A 15,485-nucleotide genomic window follows, 5' to 3' on the forward strand; every position below is an offset into this window, starting at 1 on the left:
ACAGGCGTGCACGCTATGGTCGTGACCGTCACATCCCGGGCGCACCATGACCTCTCCTAACGTGACGGAGGTCGCCCATGTCTCAGGTTCCCGCACGCGCCTGGTGCAACAACGAAGTGGCCTATCTGGCGTGGCGCCCGGCCACGCGCATCGACGGCCTGCTGGGCTTCATGGTCACGCGCGTGCATGCCGATGGGGAGCGCCGGCTGCTGCCCACCTGGGTGGCGTTCACGGACCAGTCCAACCCGAACTGGCAGCAGCAGGACACCAGCGTCTGGCCCATTCAGAAATTCTCCTGGCGCGACCTGACCCTGCGGCGCAGCCGCGACAGCCTGTCGATACGCCAGCCCTTCACCTGCCATTATGAGATCATCCCCGTCGGCTTTGAGGCACCAGGCCGTGAACCGGTGGCCGACTGGGTCAAGCGGACGGAGACGTTCAGCAGCGCGCAGCCCGGTGCCTATACGGGGACGCCGCGGCCGCTGTTCATCTGCGGCGACGCGGTGGTGACCAACCCCATCACCGTCACCTGGACCTATGATGATTTCACCGCCGTCTTCACCAACGGCATCCTGTCGACGCAGAATCTGCGCCAGCAATTGCACACCCCCGCCGGCCAGGCGCCCAGCAAGGGCTATGTCCTGAACCAGGTGCGGCAGCCGGGCAACGCCATCCGCACCTTCCTGACCGGGGACGTGTTGCCCACCCTGACCGATTTCCTGGAACAGGTGGGACCGACCGACAAGGTCTATGCCGCCCTTTATGAACTGTCGGACCAGGAACTGGTGGCGGGCCTGACCGGGCTGGGCGACCGCCTGCACCCGATCCTGTCGACAGCGGGGGAGGCGACGAAGACCAACCCCGTCTGGGACCGCACCAACCAGGCGGCGCGCCAAACCCTGCGCGGCACGGCGGGGGAGGTCATCGACCGGCTGTTCAACAACAGCGCCCATATCGGCCACAACAAGTTCCTGGTGCGCACCGACGCGGGCGACCGGCCGCTGGCCCTGCTGACCGGCAGCACCAACTGGACGCCCACGGGCCTGTGCACCCAGTCCAACAACACCATCATCACCCACAACGCCACCCTGGCGCAGGTCTACCTGGATTACTGGAACCGGCTGAAGGCGGACACGGCCAGCTTCCCGGTGCAGGCGGACACCGGCGCGCCCAACCACAATGTCCAGCGAAAGCCCCTGCGCCGGGCCGACGGCCACGCCTATCCGGATTCTACCAGCAACCCCCGCGTCTGGTGCGCGCCGACCACCTTGGCTACCACCAAGACGTCGGCCACGCCGCCGGATCTGGCCGACGTCTTCCAGCTGATGGACCAGGCGCAGCACGCCATCCTGTTCCTGACCTTCTACCCCTCCGTCGAAGGCAAGCAGAGCATCATCGAGGCGGCGGTGGACCTGGGCAAGCAGCGGCCCGAGCTGATGGTCATGGGCGCTGTCAGCAGCCCGCAGGCCCTGCCCATCGAGGGGGATGCCAGCGGCAGCGATGACACGGGCGACGATACGGATGCCCAGGGCGCCCAGGGGGCGAAAATCCCCAAGCCCTCCGTCTACGCGCCCAAGGACGCGCCGCAGGTGCTGGTGGTGCGCGCCGCCGCCGTCGACATGCCCACGGGCGACCTGCAGCCCGAGCTGCTGACCGCCGGGGCCGCCATCATCCACGACAAGATCGTGGTGATCGACCCCTTCTCCCCCAACTGCGTTGTCATCACCGGCAGCCACAACCTGGGCTACAAGGCCTCCTACGCCAACGACGACAACCTGCTGATCATCCAGGGCAACCAGCCGCTGGCCCAGGCCTATGCCGTGCATGTCCTGGACGTCTATGAGCACTACCGCCAGCGCGCCATCCTGGAAGAGCGGGAGCGGGACGCCCTGCTGAAGGGACAGCCGGCCCCCAGCACCCCGCAAGGCGGTTTCCTGTCCACCAACGACCAGTGGCAGGACGCCTACCTGTCCGGGGACAAGGGCAAGGAGCTGGACTACTTCCTCAGCTGACGCCCTTGGCGGGAGGGGAGCGCCGGCGGCGAACCAGCAGCAGGGCGGTCCCGGCCACCAGCACGGCCAGGACCGCCGCACCGCCAATCAGCGCCTTGCGGTGGTTCTGCCGGGTCCAGTGATGTGCCTGCCGGGCCGGCGCCCGCCACCACTCCTTGGCGGCGGCGTCGAAGTCCGGCGCCGGGCAGGCGCGGCCGAAATGGGCCGCCCAGGGCTGGTAGGGGCCGGTCTTCAGGTAGCGCTGATACAGGGCCGCCACCCGGCCCTGCGCCTGCCTGTCGCGCTCGATGATGCGGCGGACGACGGATTGCCAGTAGGGATCCTCGATGGTGGCGGGATCGTCGGTCCAGGTGGCGATCCTCTGATCCTGCGCATAAGTCACCGCCCAGCACAGGGTGGCGGCATAGGCCTGGCTGGTGTGCGGCAACTGGTCGGCCGCATGCTCGGCGGCATCGGTGGCGATGAAGCGATAGTGGAAGCGCTGGTCCGGCTGCGGCGCGCTGTCGGCGAAACGCTTGCGCTCCCCATCCGTGACATACGGGGCCCCGGCGGGCGGCAGCATGGCTTGGCCGATGCCGGCATCGTAGGCGCCCTGCAGGGCGGCCTCGTCCGGCACGCCCTCCGTTCCCATGATCTCCATGCCCTTCGTGCGGGCCAGTTGCGCCGCCTGGAACCAGGCGCGGGCGCGGCTGGCGGCCCACCAGGCGTTGCCGGCATCGTCCCGCGCATCGAGGTAGGCGCGCGCGTCCTTGGCAACGGCCGGGTTGTGATAATAGGCCAGCGCCTCCTTGCCCCGCCCCGCCCGCATCAGGCGGCGGGCCAGCAGGCTGCGCAATGCCAGGGACGCACCCTGGTAGCGCAGCCGGTCGGCCTCCTCATCGTATTTGTAGCCCACGCCCATGGTGTCCAGGAGGGTGTTGGGCCACTGCTTGTTGTCGACCGTCTGCGTCCAGCCGGCGACGACGCTGGCCGGCACCTTGGCATCGACATAGGCCTTCAGCTCATCGACGGTCAGCACCCGCTCTGCAATGTGAACCACGTCGCCCCAATAGGTGTCGGCCATAGGCATCAGTTGGTCCAGCGCCGCCACGTACTCGCCCCGCGCCAGGGCCACGGTGCCGCCTTCACCGGCCAGACGGCCGCGTTCGGCCGCCGACAGGGCACCCCCCTGGGGGTCGTCGCCGGTGGCGGGGCCGGTGGCGGGGCCGGTGGCGGGGCCGGTGGCGGGGAAGGCAGCGGACGCCTGGGCGTAGAACTTGGCTGCCTGCGCCAGGTCGCCCTTCTGCAGGGCCAGCTTGGCCTGGACCCAGTTGGCCAGCGGCCCCGGCTTTATCGCCGCCAGGCGGCCGGCCAGGTCATAGTCGCCCTTGCGGTAGGCCAGGGCCGCCAGTTGGTCGGCGGCGGCTGGCGCGGGGCCCCCGGCGTCCCCAATACGGGCCTCCGTCAAGGCGGTGGTCAGCGCCGCCAGATGCGGGGTCGGTGGGGCCTTGTACGCCTCGCCGGGATCATGGCGGCTGGCGTCCCAGGCCTTGGCCTGGCGCGGCGGATCCTCTTCGAACGCCAGCACATGGGCGGCCAGCAGACGCTGCACCAGCGGATCGGTGATGGCGGCCTTCAGGGGCTCGGCATGTTCCAGCAGGTGCAGGGCGATGATGTTGAGGGACGACACGCCATTATAGGAATCATGGGCCGCTTGCTGGGCGTAGAGGCCGATGGCCTGGGACAGGGCCGCCACGTCCAGCGGTCCGGTCGCCTCAAGCCGCAGGGTGGCCGGCAGGCTGCCCGCCACCGTGTCGTCATCCGTCTCAGCCGTCGTCACCAGGGACAGCCCCGCTTGCGCCAGGCGCACGCGCGCTTCCTCACCCAGGCTGGCCACGCCCAGGCCCAGGGGGTCGGGGGCGCCGCCTTGGGCCAGGGCGCGGGCCTTGGCAAAGGCGGCCACCGCCGTGTCCGCCTGCTCGCGTTTCGCCGCCACCCGGCCCAGCATGTAGGCGGCCCAGACGGCGCGGGGGGCGCCATCGGCCGCCGGCAGGTCCAGGATCGCCTGGAAGCGGGCGGCGGCCTGGTCCAGCCGGCCGGCCTTATAATCCACGGCGGCGGCGGTGTAGAGGCGCACGGCAGCCGGCAGATTTTCCCCCAGGGCATAGGCCTTGTCGCCGTTCCCGGCCGCGCGCAGGGCGGCGATCTGGGCCGGCGCGTCGGCCGGCAAGCCGGCCGTTTCGGCGTCGGTGCGCAGCTTGGCCCGGGTATCATCGGTCGCCCAGCGGTTCTCCACCGCCTTCATCGTGTCGGTGGGCGCTGCCACCAGATGCGCCGCCTCCCAGGCGAAGGGGTTGGCCGGCGTCTCCGCCAGCGTCACCTCACGCCGGTCCAGCAATTGCCAGGGGAAGTCCGGCCCGCAGGCGATGGCGATGCCGGCGACACCGGTCAGCAACAGGACGGACAGGGTGAGGACGCGAGGGCTAGGGGCGGACATGGATCACCAGCGGTGAGGGGGAATCGGGGCAGCGCAGCCAGCCCACCGCCCGGCGCTCCCCGGGCGGCAGCAGGCCGGGGGACAGGCGCACTAGGCGGGGTTGGGGGGCCAGGGGATCGCGGGCATAGCCGTTGGCACCGTCGCCCAGGGGGCACGCAGCCGGCAGGTCCAGGCCGGCGGGCACCTCGGCATCGGCGGCACCGTCATTGACCAGTACCAGGGATGACAGGCCGGGCGTCGCCGTGGCCTCGGCCCGCACGACGATATGGCCGATGGGCGTCTTCCCCCGCGCCACGGCTGCCCAGGTGACCAGCGACCAGGCGCGGCGATCCTCGGCGGTGGGCAGGCGGAACCAGGCGATGCCTTTGAGGTTGGGCGGCGCCTCGGCGCGTAAGGTCTTCAGGAAGGCGGCCACGTCAGCGGGCCGGGCCATCAGCTCCGCGGCATGCGCGCCGCCGCCCAGCAGGGGCGTTTCCCCTTCCACCGTCGCCAGGCTGTCGTCGGCGTCCCAGCTGACCCGCGCGCCATAGTCGGGCAGCGCCACGCGGAAGGGCGAGCCGAAGTGCTGCCCGTAGGCCGCGACCCAGCGGGCGGCCTGGGCCGGGTTGAACAGCCCGTCGGTGGGGGCGGCCACGGCATGGACCTGCAGCACCACCTCATCGGGCACCGCCACCACGTCGGCCAGCGCAGGGGCCGGCAGCCAGGTGGGCAGGGCGGTGATGGACAGGCGCGTGCCGCCCAAGTCCCCGCGACTTGGTCCCCCGCCGCCCAGCCGCGCGCGCAGGTCCGTCAGGAAGCGGGCATAGAAGGGCAGACGCGCTGTCGGGCAGTCATGGTCGATCTCCAGCCCCGCCACCGCGACTCCGGCCTCGCGCCAGCGTTCCAGCGGCGCCAGGGCCGCCGCCACCAGGGGGGCGGAATCGGTATCGCTCAACCGGCCGTCAATGCGCACCACCAGGATGACCGGCCGGCCGGCCAGATGCGCGCGCAGGGCCTCCAACCGCGCATCGTTCAGCAGCGCGGGGGCCACGCGCCCCTCCGCCGAGACCTCCGACGCCAGCACACGCCAGGCGGCGACGTCGGGCGCCGCCTGGTCCATGGCCTGACCCAGCGCGGACGTCCAGGCGCGCTGCCAGACATAGATGTCGTTGGGCAAGGGGGTAGGCAATGGACCCAAATGGGGCGCAGGGTGGGACGGCATCAGGCCCGCGGCCGCCGCGCCGGCGCAGATCAGGAACAGGGCGGCCAGAAGGATCCGGGGCCTGGGCAGGGGCATGGGAGGGGGACGGGCGGCAGGGTAGGCTGGACGGACGCATTCTACCGTCGCGCCGGCCCCGCCGAAACGGAATTTCCAAGCCGCCGAAGGTGCGCCTGAAGCTAACCTCAAACCCGCCGCCCGACGGTCTCGCCAGAGGGGCGGCTTTCAGGAGATAATCGGTGTCACGGGATATATAACAGCTTCAGGTAGGCCTCCTAGCCACGTGAGCCCACCCGGACGCCAGAAATTATTTGCCGCGAACTTATTTCCTGTGGGGATGCGGTATCCGGCAGATGCCGGAATGTCCACTCGAACTGGAGAACTGCCAAGATATCCTGGATCCAAGCCCAGTAACTGCTCGAGTTTTCCAACGTCTCCGATGGGTTTGGCAATCGCTTCATGCGCTACCGAAGGCGGAATGACCCATGTTTCAGTTTTACCGATGATACCGGTGGGCACGGATGATTGAATCCCAATAGATCCTTACCATAAGGAGCTAATTCTTCTGGGCGTTCACCCTATTTCTGAAAGCGATCAATGCTGGCGGTTCACCACCTGTGACCTCTATCTGGAATTTGGAGTAAGCGTGCTCGAGGTCGCGATACTTCCGCAGAGTACCTTCACTGAAATAATAGTCCCCAGGTATATGTTCGAGCGGCGTCAGAATCCTTCCCGCTTTTGCGTCGGCGCTGACACCCTCGACCGAACCAGCGAAGGATCTCACCTCCGGGTCCATTGCGGCATAGCGGCGTGCCGCGTCTTCCAGTTCGAGGGCGAACTGCTTGAGGCGCTCCTGATCCATTGTCCTTCTCCCGTAGGAGGCGGCTTGATAGGGAGCAATGCCAGCCACGCTTTCCCTGCATCCGGATGGCGTGATTGACACCGCTGCTGCACAGCCATGGCCGCCAATGGAAATTTCAATCCGATATCAGGTTTTCTCCCGTTCAGCCTTCCTTCTAAAAAATTCGTCCCGTATTCTTTTGAATGTCGGATTTTCCGCTTCCACGACCTGAATTTTGAACTGCGCGTACACATCTTCGAGGTCACTATATTTTCTCAACTTTCCCTCAATGAAAAGCCACGCCCCCGGAACATCTTCGAGAGGTACTATAATATTTCCCGACTTCGCCTCTCGAATTATAGGCTCCAATTCCTTCAATAGGGAAGCTGCCTCCGCCTCCTGATTCGCATAACGCCACAGCAACGCTTCTAGATCAGTCGCAAGTCTCTTTATAAGATCTTGATTCATTTTTTCCTCTAATTTCCTATCGATCCGATTTTGATCGGACTTCCCCATAATGATCTATTTGGCACGATGTACTGTGTCGCACCGCCAACGTGCTGCACCAAACCACCAAGCTCACTCGTAGGTGCCACTTTATTCACAAAAACCGCCGGTGAATCCACCTGAGTGAGAGGTGATATTTGGTAAATGTCATACGTGGGTGCGCTGCTAGTTATCGGTAATGCCAAATATTCATCCAATCCTTTTCCCGACGCTATCGCCTCATCCAAATGTTCCATGGTGGTGAAATATGGTGAGTAAGGGGTAACGCTAGCCCCCTGGGGAACGATCTTAACTAACGGGCTTGATATTTTGCGCAGCTCTGGAATGTCTGATCCTGATCTGACCATGCCCAAACCGCGTTCGTAAACCTGACTGAAACTTGCTTTCGGATCGGCAGCACTAAGTTCTTGCAGGAGCTGCGCCCCCTGTTCGCTATCCAAGTACCGCTTTCCCTCTTCACGAGTGAGCCCCTGGGGTTCAAACGTTTTAGCATCCTTGATCTGCTCGGCATATTGCTCCCGTAAAGTCTTCAGGTCGGGCTTGGGCACCTTTGGCGGCAACGGCGGGTCCGCCGGCGGCGGGGGCAGTTCCTCCGCCACCGGGCGCTTACCGCCCGACGCCGGCTTCACCTTGGCGACCAGGGCGATGAGGGCGTTGATGGTCAGGATGGTGAGGCCGGCGGCGGTGCGTTTGGCGGCCTCGTCCAGATCGTGCTGTGTCTTGGCGGTGGTGGCCAGGGCGATGCCGTGGCCCAGGTCGTTCAGGCCCTGGAACACCGACCAGCCCACCATGGCGTAGCCCACGCCCAGCAGGATGACGTCGATGGCCTCGCCATAACCCGCCAGGTGTCCGCCGGCCCATACCACCAGGAAGCCGGCCAGCCAGTACAGCGTCTCGCGGGTGAACAGGCTTTTGGCCGCCTGCTGCATCTCACGCGGCAGCAGGGGCACGCAGCGGCGCAGCGTGGCGACGACGCGGTCGGTCACCGACCATTGCGAGGGCTGGCCCGGAGGATCCTCGTCCCCCTGGTCGTGCCGGGGCGGGTCCACGGGTGGGGGCGAGAGCGGGGCGACGGCACGGGGGATGAGGAAGGCGCTGAGGCTGCCCATGGCCAGGTCGCGCATCGCCTGGTCGATGAGTTGCGTGTCGCTGACGCGGAAGTCCACCCCTGCACCACCCGGCGCAGGCGCAGGCGGCCGATCGCATCCAGGCCATGCAGGTATTTGATGACGCGGGCGTCCCGCCAAATGGGGCTGCAGGTCGGCCCGCCCAGGGCATAGCGCCGCATGCCGGCGGGAATGGCGCGCGTGGGGCCGATCAGCAGGCGGCCCTCGGGAGTCTCGGCGTCCATCCAGTCGGCCATGGACAGGCCGGCCGCGCCGCCGCCGCTGATGAAACTGTCAGGCACCGCCCCTTCCCCTGCGTTCAAGCCGCGCCACCGCACGGCCCAGGGGGTGAAGTAAGACGATCCCTTGCACGGGAAAGGGGCATATCCCAACAGGCCATAGCCATGGCCAACCTCAGGGCCGGCGGCCTGGCGCGCTGCCTCAGCGTTTCAGGTTCACGATGGCGACGCCGCCCAGGGCCATCAGGCCGCCGATGATGCCCATCACGGTCGGCACCTCGCCCAGCCAGACATAGCCCAGCAGCATGGCCAGGGGCGGCGCGCAGTAGAGGAAGTTGCTGGCCCGGGCGGCGGGCATGCGCGACAGCACAATGGTCCAGGTGGCGTAGGCGATCAGGCTGGGCATGACGCCCAGGTACAGGGCTGCCATCAGGCCGGGCAGGGGAGCGGTCTGGGCCTGGGCGTAGGCGCCGGGCAGCCAGGGCGACAGGGCCAGGGCGCCGATCACCATGTTGCTGGCCGACACGGTCAGCGGCTTGTGCCGGGCGAACAGCGGCTTCTGCACCACGGTGGTGATGGAGTTGCACAGGGCGGCCCCCAGCACCAGCAGGGCGCCCCAGCCCAGCTGCAGTCCGGTGCCGCTGCCCACCGCCTCATTGAGGGCAATCAGGCCGATGCCGCTGAAGGACACGGCGGTGCCGATCCACCCCCAGCGGCCGAATCGCTCCCCCAGCAGGAAGGAGGCGAAGACGGCGGTGATGATGGGGTTGATGTTGATGATGAAGGCGGCCGCACCGGAGGACACCGTGCGCTCCCCCATGTTCAGCAGCGCCGTGTACAGCGCCACGAACAGCAGGCCGCCGGTGGCGAAGCGCCACACCTCGCCCAGGCGCGGCAGGGAAGGCCGGCTGATGAGCAGGTACAGGGCCGCCGGCACCGCCGCGATGGAGAACCGCGCCGCCCCCAGTTCCAGCGGACCGAAGGCCTTGAGGCCGGCGCGGATGGCGGCGAAGGCCGAGGCCCAGATGACGATGGTGACCACAACGATGGCCAAGGTGCCCCCGTCCAGCCGGTTTCCCTTGGAGGGCGCAAGGCCGACGGTTGCGGCGGAGTCACAGGTTGGGGCGAGCGGGGTGGTGGACATGGGCGCGAATCCGGGAGAGGAAGGTGGTACGACATCAGTACGCCCCGGGCGCAGCTGATTGACAATCGATGGAATCGGCAGCCAACTGTGAGCATGGATCACAGCTCCCACCCCTTGCCGCCCTTGGACGCGCTGCGCGCGTTCGAGGCCGCGGCCCGCACGGGCAGTTTCTCCGCCGCGGCGGAGTCCCTGAACGTTACCCATGGCGCCGTCAGCCGGCAGATTGCGAAGCTGGAGCAGTGGCTGGGCCTGCGCCTGTTCCACCGCCAGGCGCGCGGCGTGGTGGTGACGCCGGACGGCCAGCGTCTGTTCCAACGCACCAGTGAGGCCTTCGCCCTCATCGCCGATACCTCCAACCGTTGGACTGAACCGCGCGGCACGGCGGTGGTGCGGCTGACCTCGCTGCCCTCGATCTGCGGGCTGTGGCTCATGCCCCGGCTCGCAGACCTGGAGGGTAGGGAGGCGGACCCCGGCGGCGCACTCCGAATCTTGCTGTCGGTGGACCACCGCGCGCTGGATTTGGCGGATGAGGGCATGGACCTGGCCATCCGCTGTGGCTGGGGCGCCATGCCGGCCCGTGTTTCGCTGAAGCTGTTCGAGGAATGGTGCTATCCCCTGGCGGCCCCGGGCTTGGCGGCCCAGATCGGCGAAGGGGATCCCGAACGCCTGCTGGCATTCCCCTTGATCCACGACTCCGACGCGTCGGGCTGGCGCACGTGGTTCGCCGCCCATGGGCTGGATTACAAGCCGCGCCCGCAGGACCGGCGGTTCGAGGACTACAACCTGGTGCTGGACGCCTGCGTCTGCGGGTTGGGCATCGCTTTGGCCCGGCCGCCGCTGGTGCGGTCCAAGCTGCGCAGCGGCCGGGTGGTGCCGGTGGACCCGCGCACGGCACTGAACCCCACCAGCTATTGGCTGGACCGCCCGCCGGGACGCATGCGCAACGCCGCCGCGGAATTGGCGCGCCGTATCGCGGCGGAGGCCGAGGTGTCGGCGGAGGCGTTGGAGACGTTCCTCAATCCCGGGACACCGGAGGGGCATGGCAGGCCTTTCATACCCTGGACGGCGGCCTGAATGCTGTCCGGATAGGCCAAAACCCCAGGCGCAGCCCACGTAAACCCGGGGCAACCTCCTGCAATGATGATTGACAGATTGATTGCAGGCGGTATGCATGGCGCGACTTGCGGTGCCGGCATCAGGCTGCGGCGGGGTTTCCCACCGTGGCCCGTGTATGGGGCACAGGGCATCGCACCGGAATTGAGCTTCCAGGGTATTCGCACATGATTCGCGCTTTCGTGTTTCCCGGCCAGGGCAGCCAGGCCGTGGGTATGGGCCGGGACTTGGCCGACGCCTTCGCCACCGCCCGCGACGTGTTCGGCGAGGTGGACGAGGCGCTGAAGCAGAAGCTGTCCGCCCTGATGTTCGAGGGCCCGCTGGACGAGCTGACCCTGACCGAAAACGCCCAGCCGGCCTTGATGGCTGTGTCCGTGGCCGTGGCCCGGGTGCTGGAAAAGGACGGCGGGCTGGACCTGGCCAAGGCCGCCCGCTTCGTCGCCGGCCACTCGCTGGGTGAATACTCCGCCCTATGCGCCGCCGGGGCCCTGACCCTGGCCGACACCGCCCGCCTGCTGAAGCTGCGCGGGCAGAGCATGCAGCGCGCCGTGCCGGTGGGCGTGGGCGCCATGGCCGCCATCATCGGCGCCGATTTCGAGGCCGCCCGCGCGATCGCCCAGGATGCCGCGCAGGGTGAGGTCTGCACCGCCGCCAACGACAACGCCCCCGGCCAGGTGGTCATCAGCGGCCACAAGACGGCCGTGGAGCGCGCCATCGCCATCGCGGCCGAGCGCGGGTTCAAGCGCGCCGTGCTGCTGCCGGTGTCCGCCCCCTTCCATTGCCCGCTGATGCAGCCGGCGGCCGACGCCATGGCCGAGGCCCTGGCCGGCACCGCCATCCAGGCGCCGCGCGTGCCGCTGGTGGCCAACGTCATCGCCAGCACCGTCACCGACCCCGCCGAGATCCGCCGCCTGCTGGTGGAACAGGTCACCGGTTCCGTCCGCTGGCGCGAGAGCGTGCTGTTCATGAAGGAACAGGGCGTGGAGCAACTGGTGGAGCTGGGCGCCGGCAAGGTGCTGGCCGGCATGGCCAAGCGCATTGACAAGGACATGACGGCCGTGTCGCTGGGCCTGCCCGCCGACATCGAATCCTTCCTCAAGGCCTGAGCCTGAACCCCTCCTGAGAGAACGATAGGGACCATCCCATGTTCGATTTGACCGGCAAGACCGCGCTCGTCACCGGCGCCTCGGGCGGCATCGGCGCCGCCATCGCCCGCACCCTGCACCAGGCCGGCGCCACCGTCGCCCTGTCCGGCACCAAGGTCGAGGCCCTGGAGGCCCTGGCCGCCGAGCTGGGCGATCGCGCTGTGGTCGTGCCCGCCAATCTGTCCGATCCGGAGGCCGTTGAGGCCCTGGCCAAGGACGCGGAGGCCAAGCTGGGCCATGTGGACATCCTGGTGAACAACGCCGGCCTGACCCGCGACGGCCTGATCCTGCGCATGAAGGATGAGGACTGGGCGTCGGTCATCGACGTGAACCTGACCGCAGCCTTCCGCCTGTCGCGCGCGCTGGTGAAGGGCATGATGAAGCGCCGCTGGGGCCGCATCATCGGCATCACCTCCATCGTCGGTGTCACCGGCAACCCCGGCCAGGTCAACTATGCGGCCAGCAAGGCCGGCATGATCGGCATGACCAAGGCCCTGGCCGCCGAGGTCGCCTCGCGCAACATCACCGCCAACTGCGTGGCGCCCGGCTTCATCGCCACCGCGATGACCGATGTGCTGCCCGACGCGCAGAAGGAAAAGCTGACCGCCGGCGTGCCGGCCGGTCGCCTGGGCACGCCGGACGAGATCGCGTCCGCCGTGCTCTACCTGGCCTCCACCGAGGCCGGCTACGTCACCGGCCAGACGCTGCACGTCAACGGCGGCATGGCCATGATCTGATCGGGTTCCCGTGGGGCTTGGGGGCTTGTCCTTTCGCGGGATGCCCCTAAGTATCGGCGGGGCCCAGCCTTAACAAGGTGTCCCAGTGCCTGCGGGCGCTAGGCAAGATGCGCCTAGCTGTGGTATCTGACGGCACTTTTCCAAAGGATGGGCGCTCGAATTCGTCCTGCCGGACGTGCCCACGCCGATCAGAACAAGTCAGTCAAACAACCCCAACTTTGAAATTCGGGAAGGTATAGGAAATGAGCGACATCGCCGAACGGGTGAAGAAGATCGTCGTCGAGCACCTGGGTGTGGAAGAGGGCAAGGTCACCGACACCGCCAGCTTCATCGACGATCTGGGTGCCGACAGCCTCGACACCGTTGAACTCGTCATGGCCTTCGAGGAAGAGTTCGGGATCGAGATCCCGGACGATGCGGCGGAGAAGATCCTGACCGTGAAGGACGCCATCGACTTCATTTCCAGCAAGCAGGGCTGACCCCCTACTTTCCCGGGCTTCAGACGCCGCGCCGCCGATACCGCGCTGGCGTGGCGTCTGGAACCGGAAAAGCCCTTGCTGGTTTTTGTGGGGCCTAGGCGAACACCGGATATTCGGGATTCTCCTCGAGTCCGATTCCAGGCCCAACTTTCTTCTGGAACTAGGTACAGGTCTGACCCATGCGTCGCGTCGTCATCACCGGTCTCGGGTTGGTTACCCCTCTGGGAACGGGCGTTGAGCACTCGTGGAAACAGCTGCTCGACGGCAAGTCGGGTATCCGCGCCATCGACACCTTCGACGTGTCCGACCTGCCGGCCAAGATCGGCGGCATGGTTCCCCGGGGCGACGGCACCAACGGCACCTTCAACCCCGATCTGACGGTCCCGACCAAGGACCAGAAGAAGATGGACGACTTCATCATCTACGGCGTCGCCGCGGCGGCCGAGGCGGTGAAGGACAGCGGTTGGGAGCCGCAGACCGAAGAGGATCGTGAGCGCACCGGCGTCATGATCGGCTCCGGCATCGGCGGCCTGTCCTCCATTTACGAAACATCGCTGCTGCTGGCCGAAAAGGGCCCGCGCCGCATCTCCCCCTTCTTCATCCCGTCGGCCCTGATCAACCTGGTCTCCGGCCACGTGTCGATCATCCATGGCTTCAAGGGCCCGAACCATTCGGCCGTCACCGCCTGCTCCACCGGTGCGCACGCCATTGGCGACGCCGCCCGCCTGATCATGTGGGATGACTGCGACGTGATGGTCGCCGGCGGCGCCGAGGCCGCGATCAACCGCCTGGGCGTGGCCGGCTTCGCCGCCGCCCGCGCGCTGTCCACCGGCTTCAACGAGACGCCGGAGAGGGCCTCGCGCCCCTACGACAAGGACCGTGACGGCTTCGTCATGGGCGAAGGCGCCGGCGTCGTCGTCCTGGAGGAGCTGGAGCACGCCAAGGCCCGTGGCGCCAAGATTTACGCCGAGGTCGTGGGCTACGGCCTGTCGGGCGACGCGCACCACATCACCGCCCCGGCGGATGACGGCAACGGCGGCTACCGCTCCATGGCCATGGCGCTGAAGCGCGCCGGCATGACCCCGGCGGACATCGACTACGTCAACGCCCACGGTACGTCCACCCCCCTGGGCGACCTGATCGAGCTGGGCGCCGTGAAGCGCCTGTTTGGCGACGACCTCAGCGGCGCCTCCATGTCCTCCACCAAGTCGGCCACCGGCCACCTGCTGGGGGCGGCTGGCGCCATTGAGGCGATTTTCTCCGTGCTCGCCATCCGCGACCAGCAAGTGCCGCCCACGCTGAACCTGGACAACCCGTCCGACGAGTGCGCTGGTGTCGATCTGGTGCCGCATAAGTCCAAGAAGCGCCGCGTGCGCGCCGCCCTGTCGAACTCCTTCGGGTTCGGCGGCACCAACGCCTCGCTGATCGTCAAGGAATACACCGGCTCGTGACCGACAAGGTTCCGGCCCCGGGACCCAAGTCCCGGCCTGCATCTTCCCTGGGCCGCCGTCTGTTTCAGGCGGCGGCCCTGGTCGTTCTGGTGTCGGCCGCGCTGGCCTGGGTCGGCTATCACCGCTATGTCGATCCCGGCCCACTGACGCAGGATCGCGTCGTCGTCGTGTCCTCGCGCGGCGGCTTGCAGGCAATGGGGCAAACGCTGGCGGAGGCCGGCGTCGTGCGTGGCGACATCGACTTCGTCGCGGCCGTGCGCGTCAGCAGCGTGCTGGGCGTGGGCAGTCAGGTGCTGAAGCCCGGCGAATACGCCTTCCCGGCCCATGTCTCGCTGAAGGACACGGTTGCCCTGCTGCGCAGCGGCAAGACCGTGGTGCATCGCCTGACCATACCCGAGGGCCTGACCTCCGCCCAGATCGTGGCGCTGATCGAGGCGGAACCCGCCCTTTCCGGCACCGTCACGGAAAAGCCGGCGGAGGGCAGCCTGCTGCCCGAAACCTATTTCTTCGGGCTGAACTACGGTCGCGCACAGATGGTGGAGCGCATGCAGGCCGCGATGCGCAAGGCGGTGGATGAGATCTGGACCGGCCGCGCGGCGGGTGTCGCCCTGAAGTCGCCGGAGGAGATGGTCACCATGGCCTCGCTGGTGGAGAAGGAGACGGGCGTGCCGGCTGAGCGGCCGCACATTGCCGCCGTGTTCTACAACCGCCTAAGGCTGGGCATGCGCCTACAGTCCGACCCCACGGTCATCTACATCCTGACCAATGGCGCCGGGCCCCTGGGCCGGACGCTGACTCACGCCGACCTGGCGGTGGCGTCACCCTACAACACCTATGCCGTGACCGGCCTGCCGCCCGGCCCCATCGCCAACCCGGGCCGTGAGGCCCTGCGCGCCGTGGCCAACCCGATGACCAGCGACGACCTCTATTTCGTCGCCAATGGCAGCGGTGGCCACGCCTTCGCCGCATCCCTGGCCGAGCACAACCGCAACGTCGACAAATGGCGCGACCTGCGGGAAAAGGCGCAGCGGTAGGGG

At 67.6% G+C, this 15,485-nt stretch carries 13 protein-coding genes; 7 read left to right on the forward strand and 6 right to left on the reverse strand.

All coding sequences use genetic code 11. From position 1 onward, the window contains the following. The first annotated feature begins 77 nt into the window (after positions 1 to 77). Positions 78 to 2,012, forward strand: coding sequence for a phospholipase D-like domain-containing protein (locus FBZ87_RS08465; RefSeq protein WP_145609917.1), 1,935 nt, complete (start codon positions 78 to 80; stop codon positions 2,010 to 2,012). Here FBZ87_RS08465 and FBZ87_RS08470 read toward each other — a convergent pair. The 6 genes from FBZ87_RS08470 to FBZ87_RS08495 form a co-directional block, all read right to left on the reverse strand. After that, positions 2,005 to 4,488, reverse strand: coding sequence for a hypothetical protein (locus tag FBZ87_RS08470; RefSeq protein ID WP_145609918.1), 2,484 nt, complete (start codon positions 4,486 to 4,488; stop codon positions 2,005 to 2,007). The genes FBZ87_RS08465 and FBZ87_RS08470 overlap by 8 nt on opposite strands. Continuing rightward, positions 4,475 to 5,656: a DUF3142 domain-containing protein gene (locus tag FBZ87_RS08475; RefSeq protein WP_211106896.1), complete on the reverse strand. Its 1,182-nt coding sequence runs from the start codon at positions 5,654 to 5,656 to the stop codon at positions 4,475 to 4,477. The genes FBZ87_RS08470 and FBZ87_RS08475 overlap by 14 nt, the downstream gene beginning before the upstream one ends. 586 nt (positions 5,657 to 6,242) lie before the next feature. Then, positions 6,243 to 6,548, reverse strand: a complete 306-nt coding sequence (locus FBZ87_RS08480) for a hypothetical protein (RefSeq protein ID WP_145609920.1) — start codon at positions 6,546 to 6,548, stop codon at positions 6,243 to 6,245. Positions 6,549 to 6,674: 126 nt separating this feature from the next. Beyond that, positions 6,675 to 6,995 carry a hypothetical protein gene (locus tag FBZ87_RS08485; RefSeq protein ID WP_145609921.1) on the reverse strand — a complete coding sequence of 107 codons (321 nt, stop codon included), beginning with the start codon at positions 6,993 to 6,995 and terminating at the stop codon, positions 6,675 to 6,677. 8 nt (positions 6,996 to 7,003) lie between these two features. Beyond that, positions 7,004 to 8,200: a hypothetical protein gene (locus FBZ87_RS08490; protein ID WP_145609922.1), complete on the reverse strand. Its 1,197-nt coding sequence runs from the start codon at positions 8,198 to 8,200 to the stop codon at positions 7,004 to 7,006. Positions 8,201 to 8,581: 381 nt separating this feature from the next. Further along, positions 8,582 to 9,433, reverse strand: coding sequence for a DMT family transporter (locus FBZ87_RS08495; RefSeq protein ID WP_211106897.1), 852 nt, complete (start codon positions 9,431 to 9,433; stop codon positions 8,582 to 8,584). A 183-nt stretch (positions 9,434 to 9,616) separates the two neighbouring features. Between FBZ87_RS08495 and FBZ87_RS08500 the strand changes: the two genes are divergently transcribed. From FBZ87_RS08500 to mltG, 6 genes are all read left to right on the forward strand, one after another. After that, positions 9,617 to 10,597: a LysR family transcriptional regulator gene (locus FBZ87_RS08500; protein WP_145610424.1), complete on the forward strand. Its 981-nt coding sequence runs from the start codon at positions 9,617 to 9,619 to the stop codon at positions 10,595 to 10,597. Positions 10,598 to 10,803: 206 nt separating this feature from the next. Further along, the gene (gene fabD / locus FBZ87_RS08505) at positions 10,804 to 11,742 is read left to right on the forward strand and encodes an ACP S-malonyltransferase (RefSeq protein WP_145609924.1); all 939 of its coding nucleotides are present in this window, start codon (positions 10,804 to 10,806) and stop codon (positions 11,740 to 11,742) included. A gap of 38 nt (positions 11,743 to 11,780) precedes the next feature. Then, the gene (gene fabG, locus FBZ87_RS08510) at positions 11,781 to 12,518 is read left to right on the forward strand and encodes a 3-oxoacyl-[acyl-carrier-protein] reductase (protein WP_145609925.1); all 738 of its coding nucleotides are present in this window, start codon (positions 11,781 to 11,783) and stop codon (positions 12,516 to 12,518) included. A gap of 242 nt (positions 12,519 to 12,760) precedes the next feature. Continuing rightward, entirely contained in the window at positions 12,761 to 12,997 is a 237-nt protein-coding gene (locus FBZ87_RS08515; RefSeq protein ID WP_004272228.1) for an acyl carrier protein, read from the forward strand. Between the two features lie 179 nt (positions 12,998 to 13,176). Then, a complete protein-coding gene (fabF, locus tag FBZ87_RS08520; protein WP_145609926.1) occupies positions 13,177 to 14,448 on the forward strand; it encodes a beta-ketoacyl-ACP synthase II in 1,272 nt (423 codons plus the stop codon). Further along, complete coding sequence (mltG, locus tag FBZ87_RS08525; RefSeq protein ID WP_145609927.1) at positions 14,445 to 15,482, forward strand: endolytic transglycosylase MltG; 1,038 nt, start codon at positions 14,445 to 14,447, stop codon at positions 15,480 to 15,482. The genes fabF and mltG overlap by 4 nt, the downstream gene beginning before the upstream one ends. The last annotated feature ends 3 nt before the right edge of the window (positions 15,483 to 15,485 follow it).

The sequence above is a fragment of the Nitrospirillum amazonense genome, from assembly GCF_007828035.1.
GTDB lineage: Bacteria > Pseudomonadota > Alphaproteobacteria > Azospirillales > Azospirillaceae > Nitrospirillum > Nitrospirillum amazonense.

Coding starts and splice junctions, on each gene's coding strand:
- fabG (WP_145609925.1), top strand. CDS start 11,781: ATGTTCGATTTGACCGGCAAGACCGCGCTCGTCACCGGCGCCTCGGGC.
- fabF (WP_145609926.1), top strand. CDS start 13,177: ATGCGTCGCGTCGTCATCACCGGTCTCGGGTTGGTTACCCCTCTGGGA.
- FBZ87_RS08500 (WP_145610424.1), top strand. CDS start 9,617: ATGGATCACAGCTCCCACCCCTTGCCGCCCTTGGACGCGCTGCGCGCG.
- FBZ87_RS08470 (WP_145609918.1), bottom strand. CDS start 4,488: ATGTCCGCCCCTAGCCCTCGCGTCCTCACCCTGTCCGTCCTGTTGCTG.
- FBZ87_RS08485 (WP_145609921.1), bottom strand. CDS start 6,995: ATGAATCAAGATCTTATAAAGAGACTTGCGACTGATCTAGAAGCGTTG.
- FBZ87_RS08465 (WP_145609917.1), top strand. CDS start 78: ATGTCTCAGGTTCCCGCACGCGCCTGGTGCAACAACGAAGTGGCCTAT.
- FBZ87_RS08480 (WP_145609920.1), bottom strand. CDS start 6,548: ATGGATCAGGAGCGCCTCAAGCAGTTCGCCCTCGAACTGGAAGACGCG.
- fabD (WP_145609924.1), top strand. CDS start 10,804: ATGATTCGCGCTTTCGTGTTTCCCGGCCAGGGCAGCCAGGCCGTGGGT.
- FBZ87_RS08515 (WP_004272228.1), top strand. CDS start 12,761: ATGAGCGACATCGCCGAACGGGTGAAGAAGATCGTCGTCGAGCACCTG.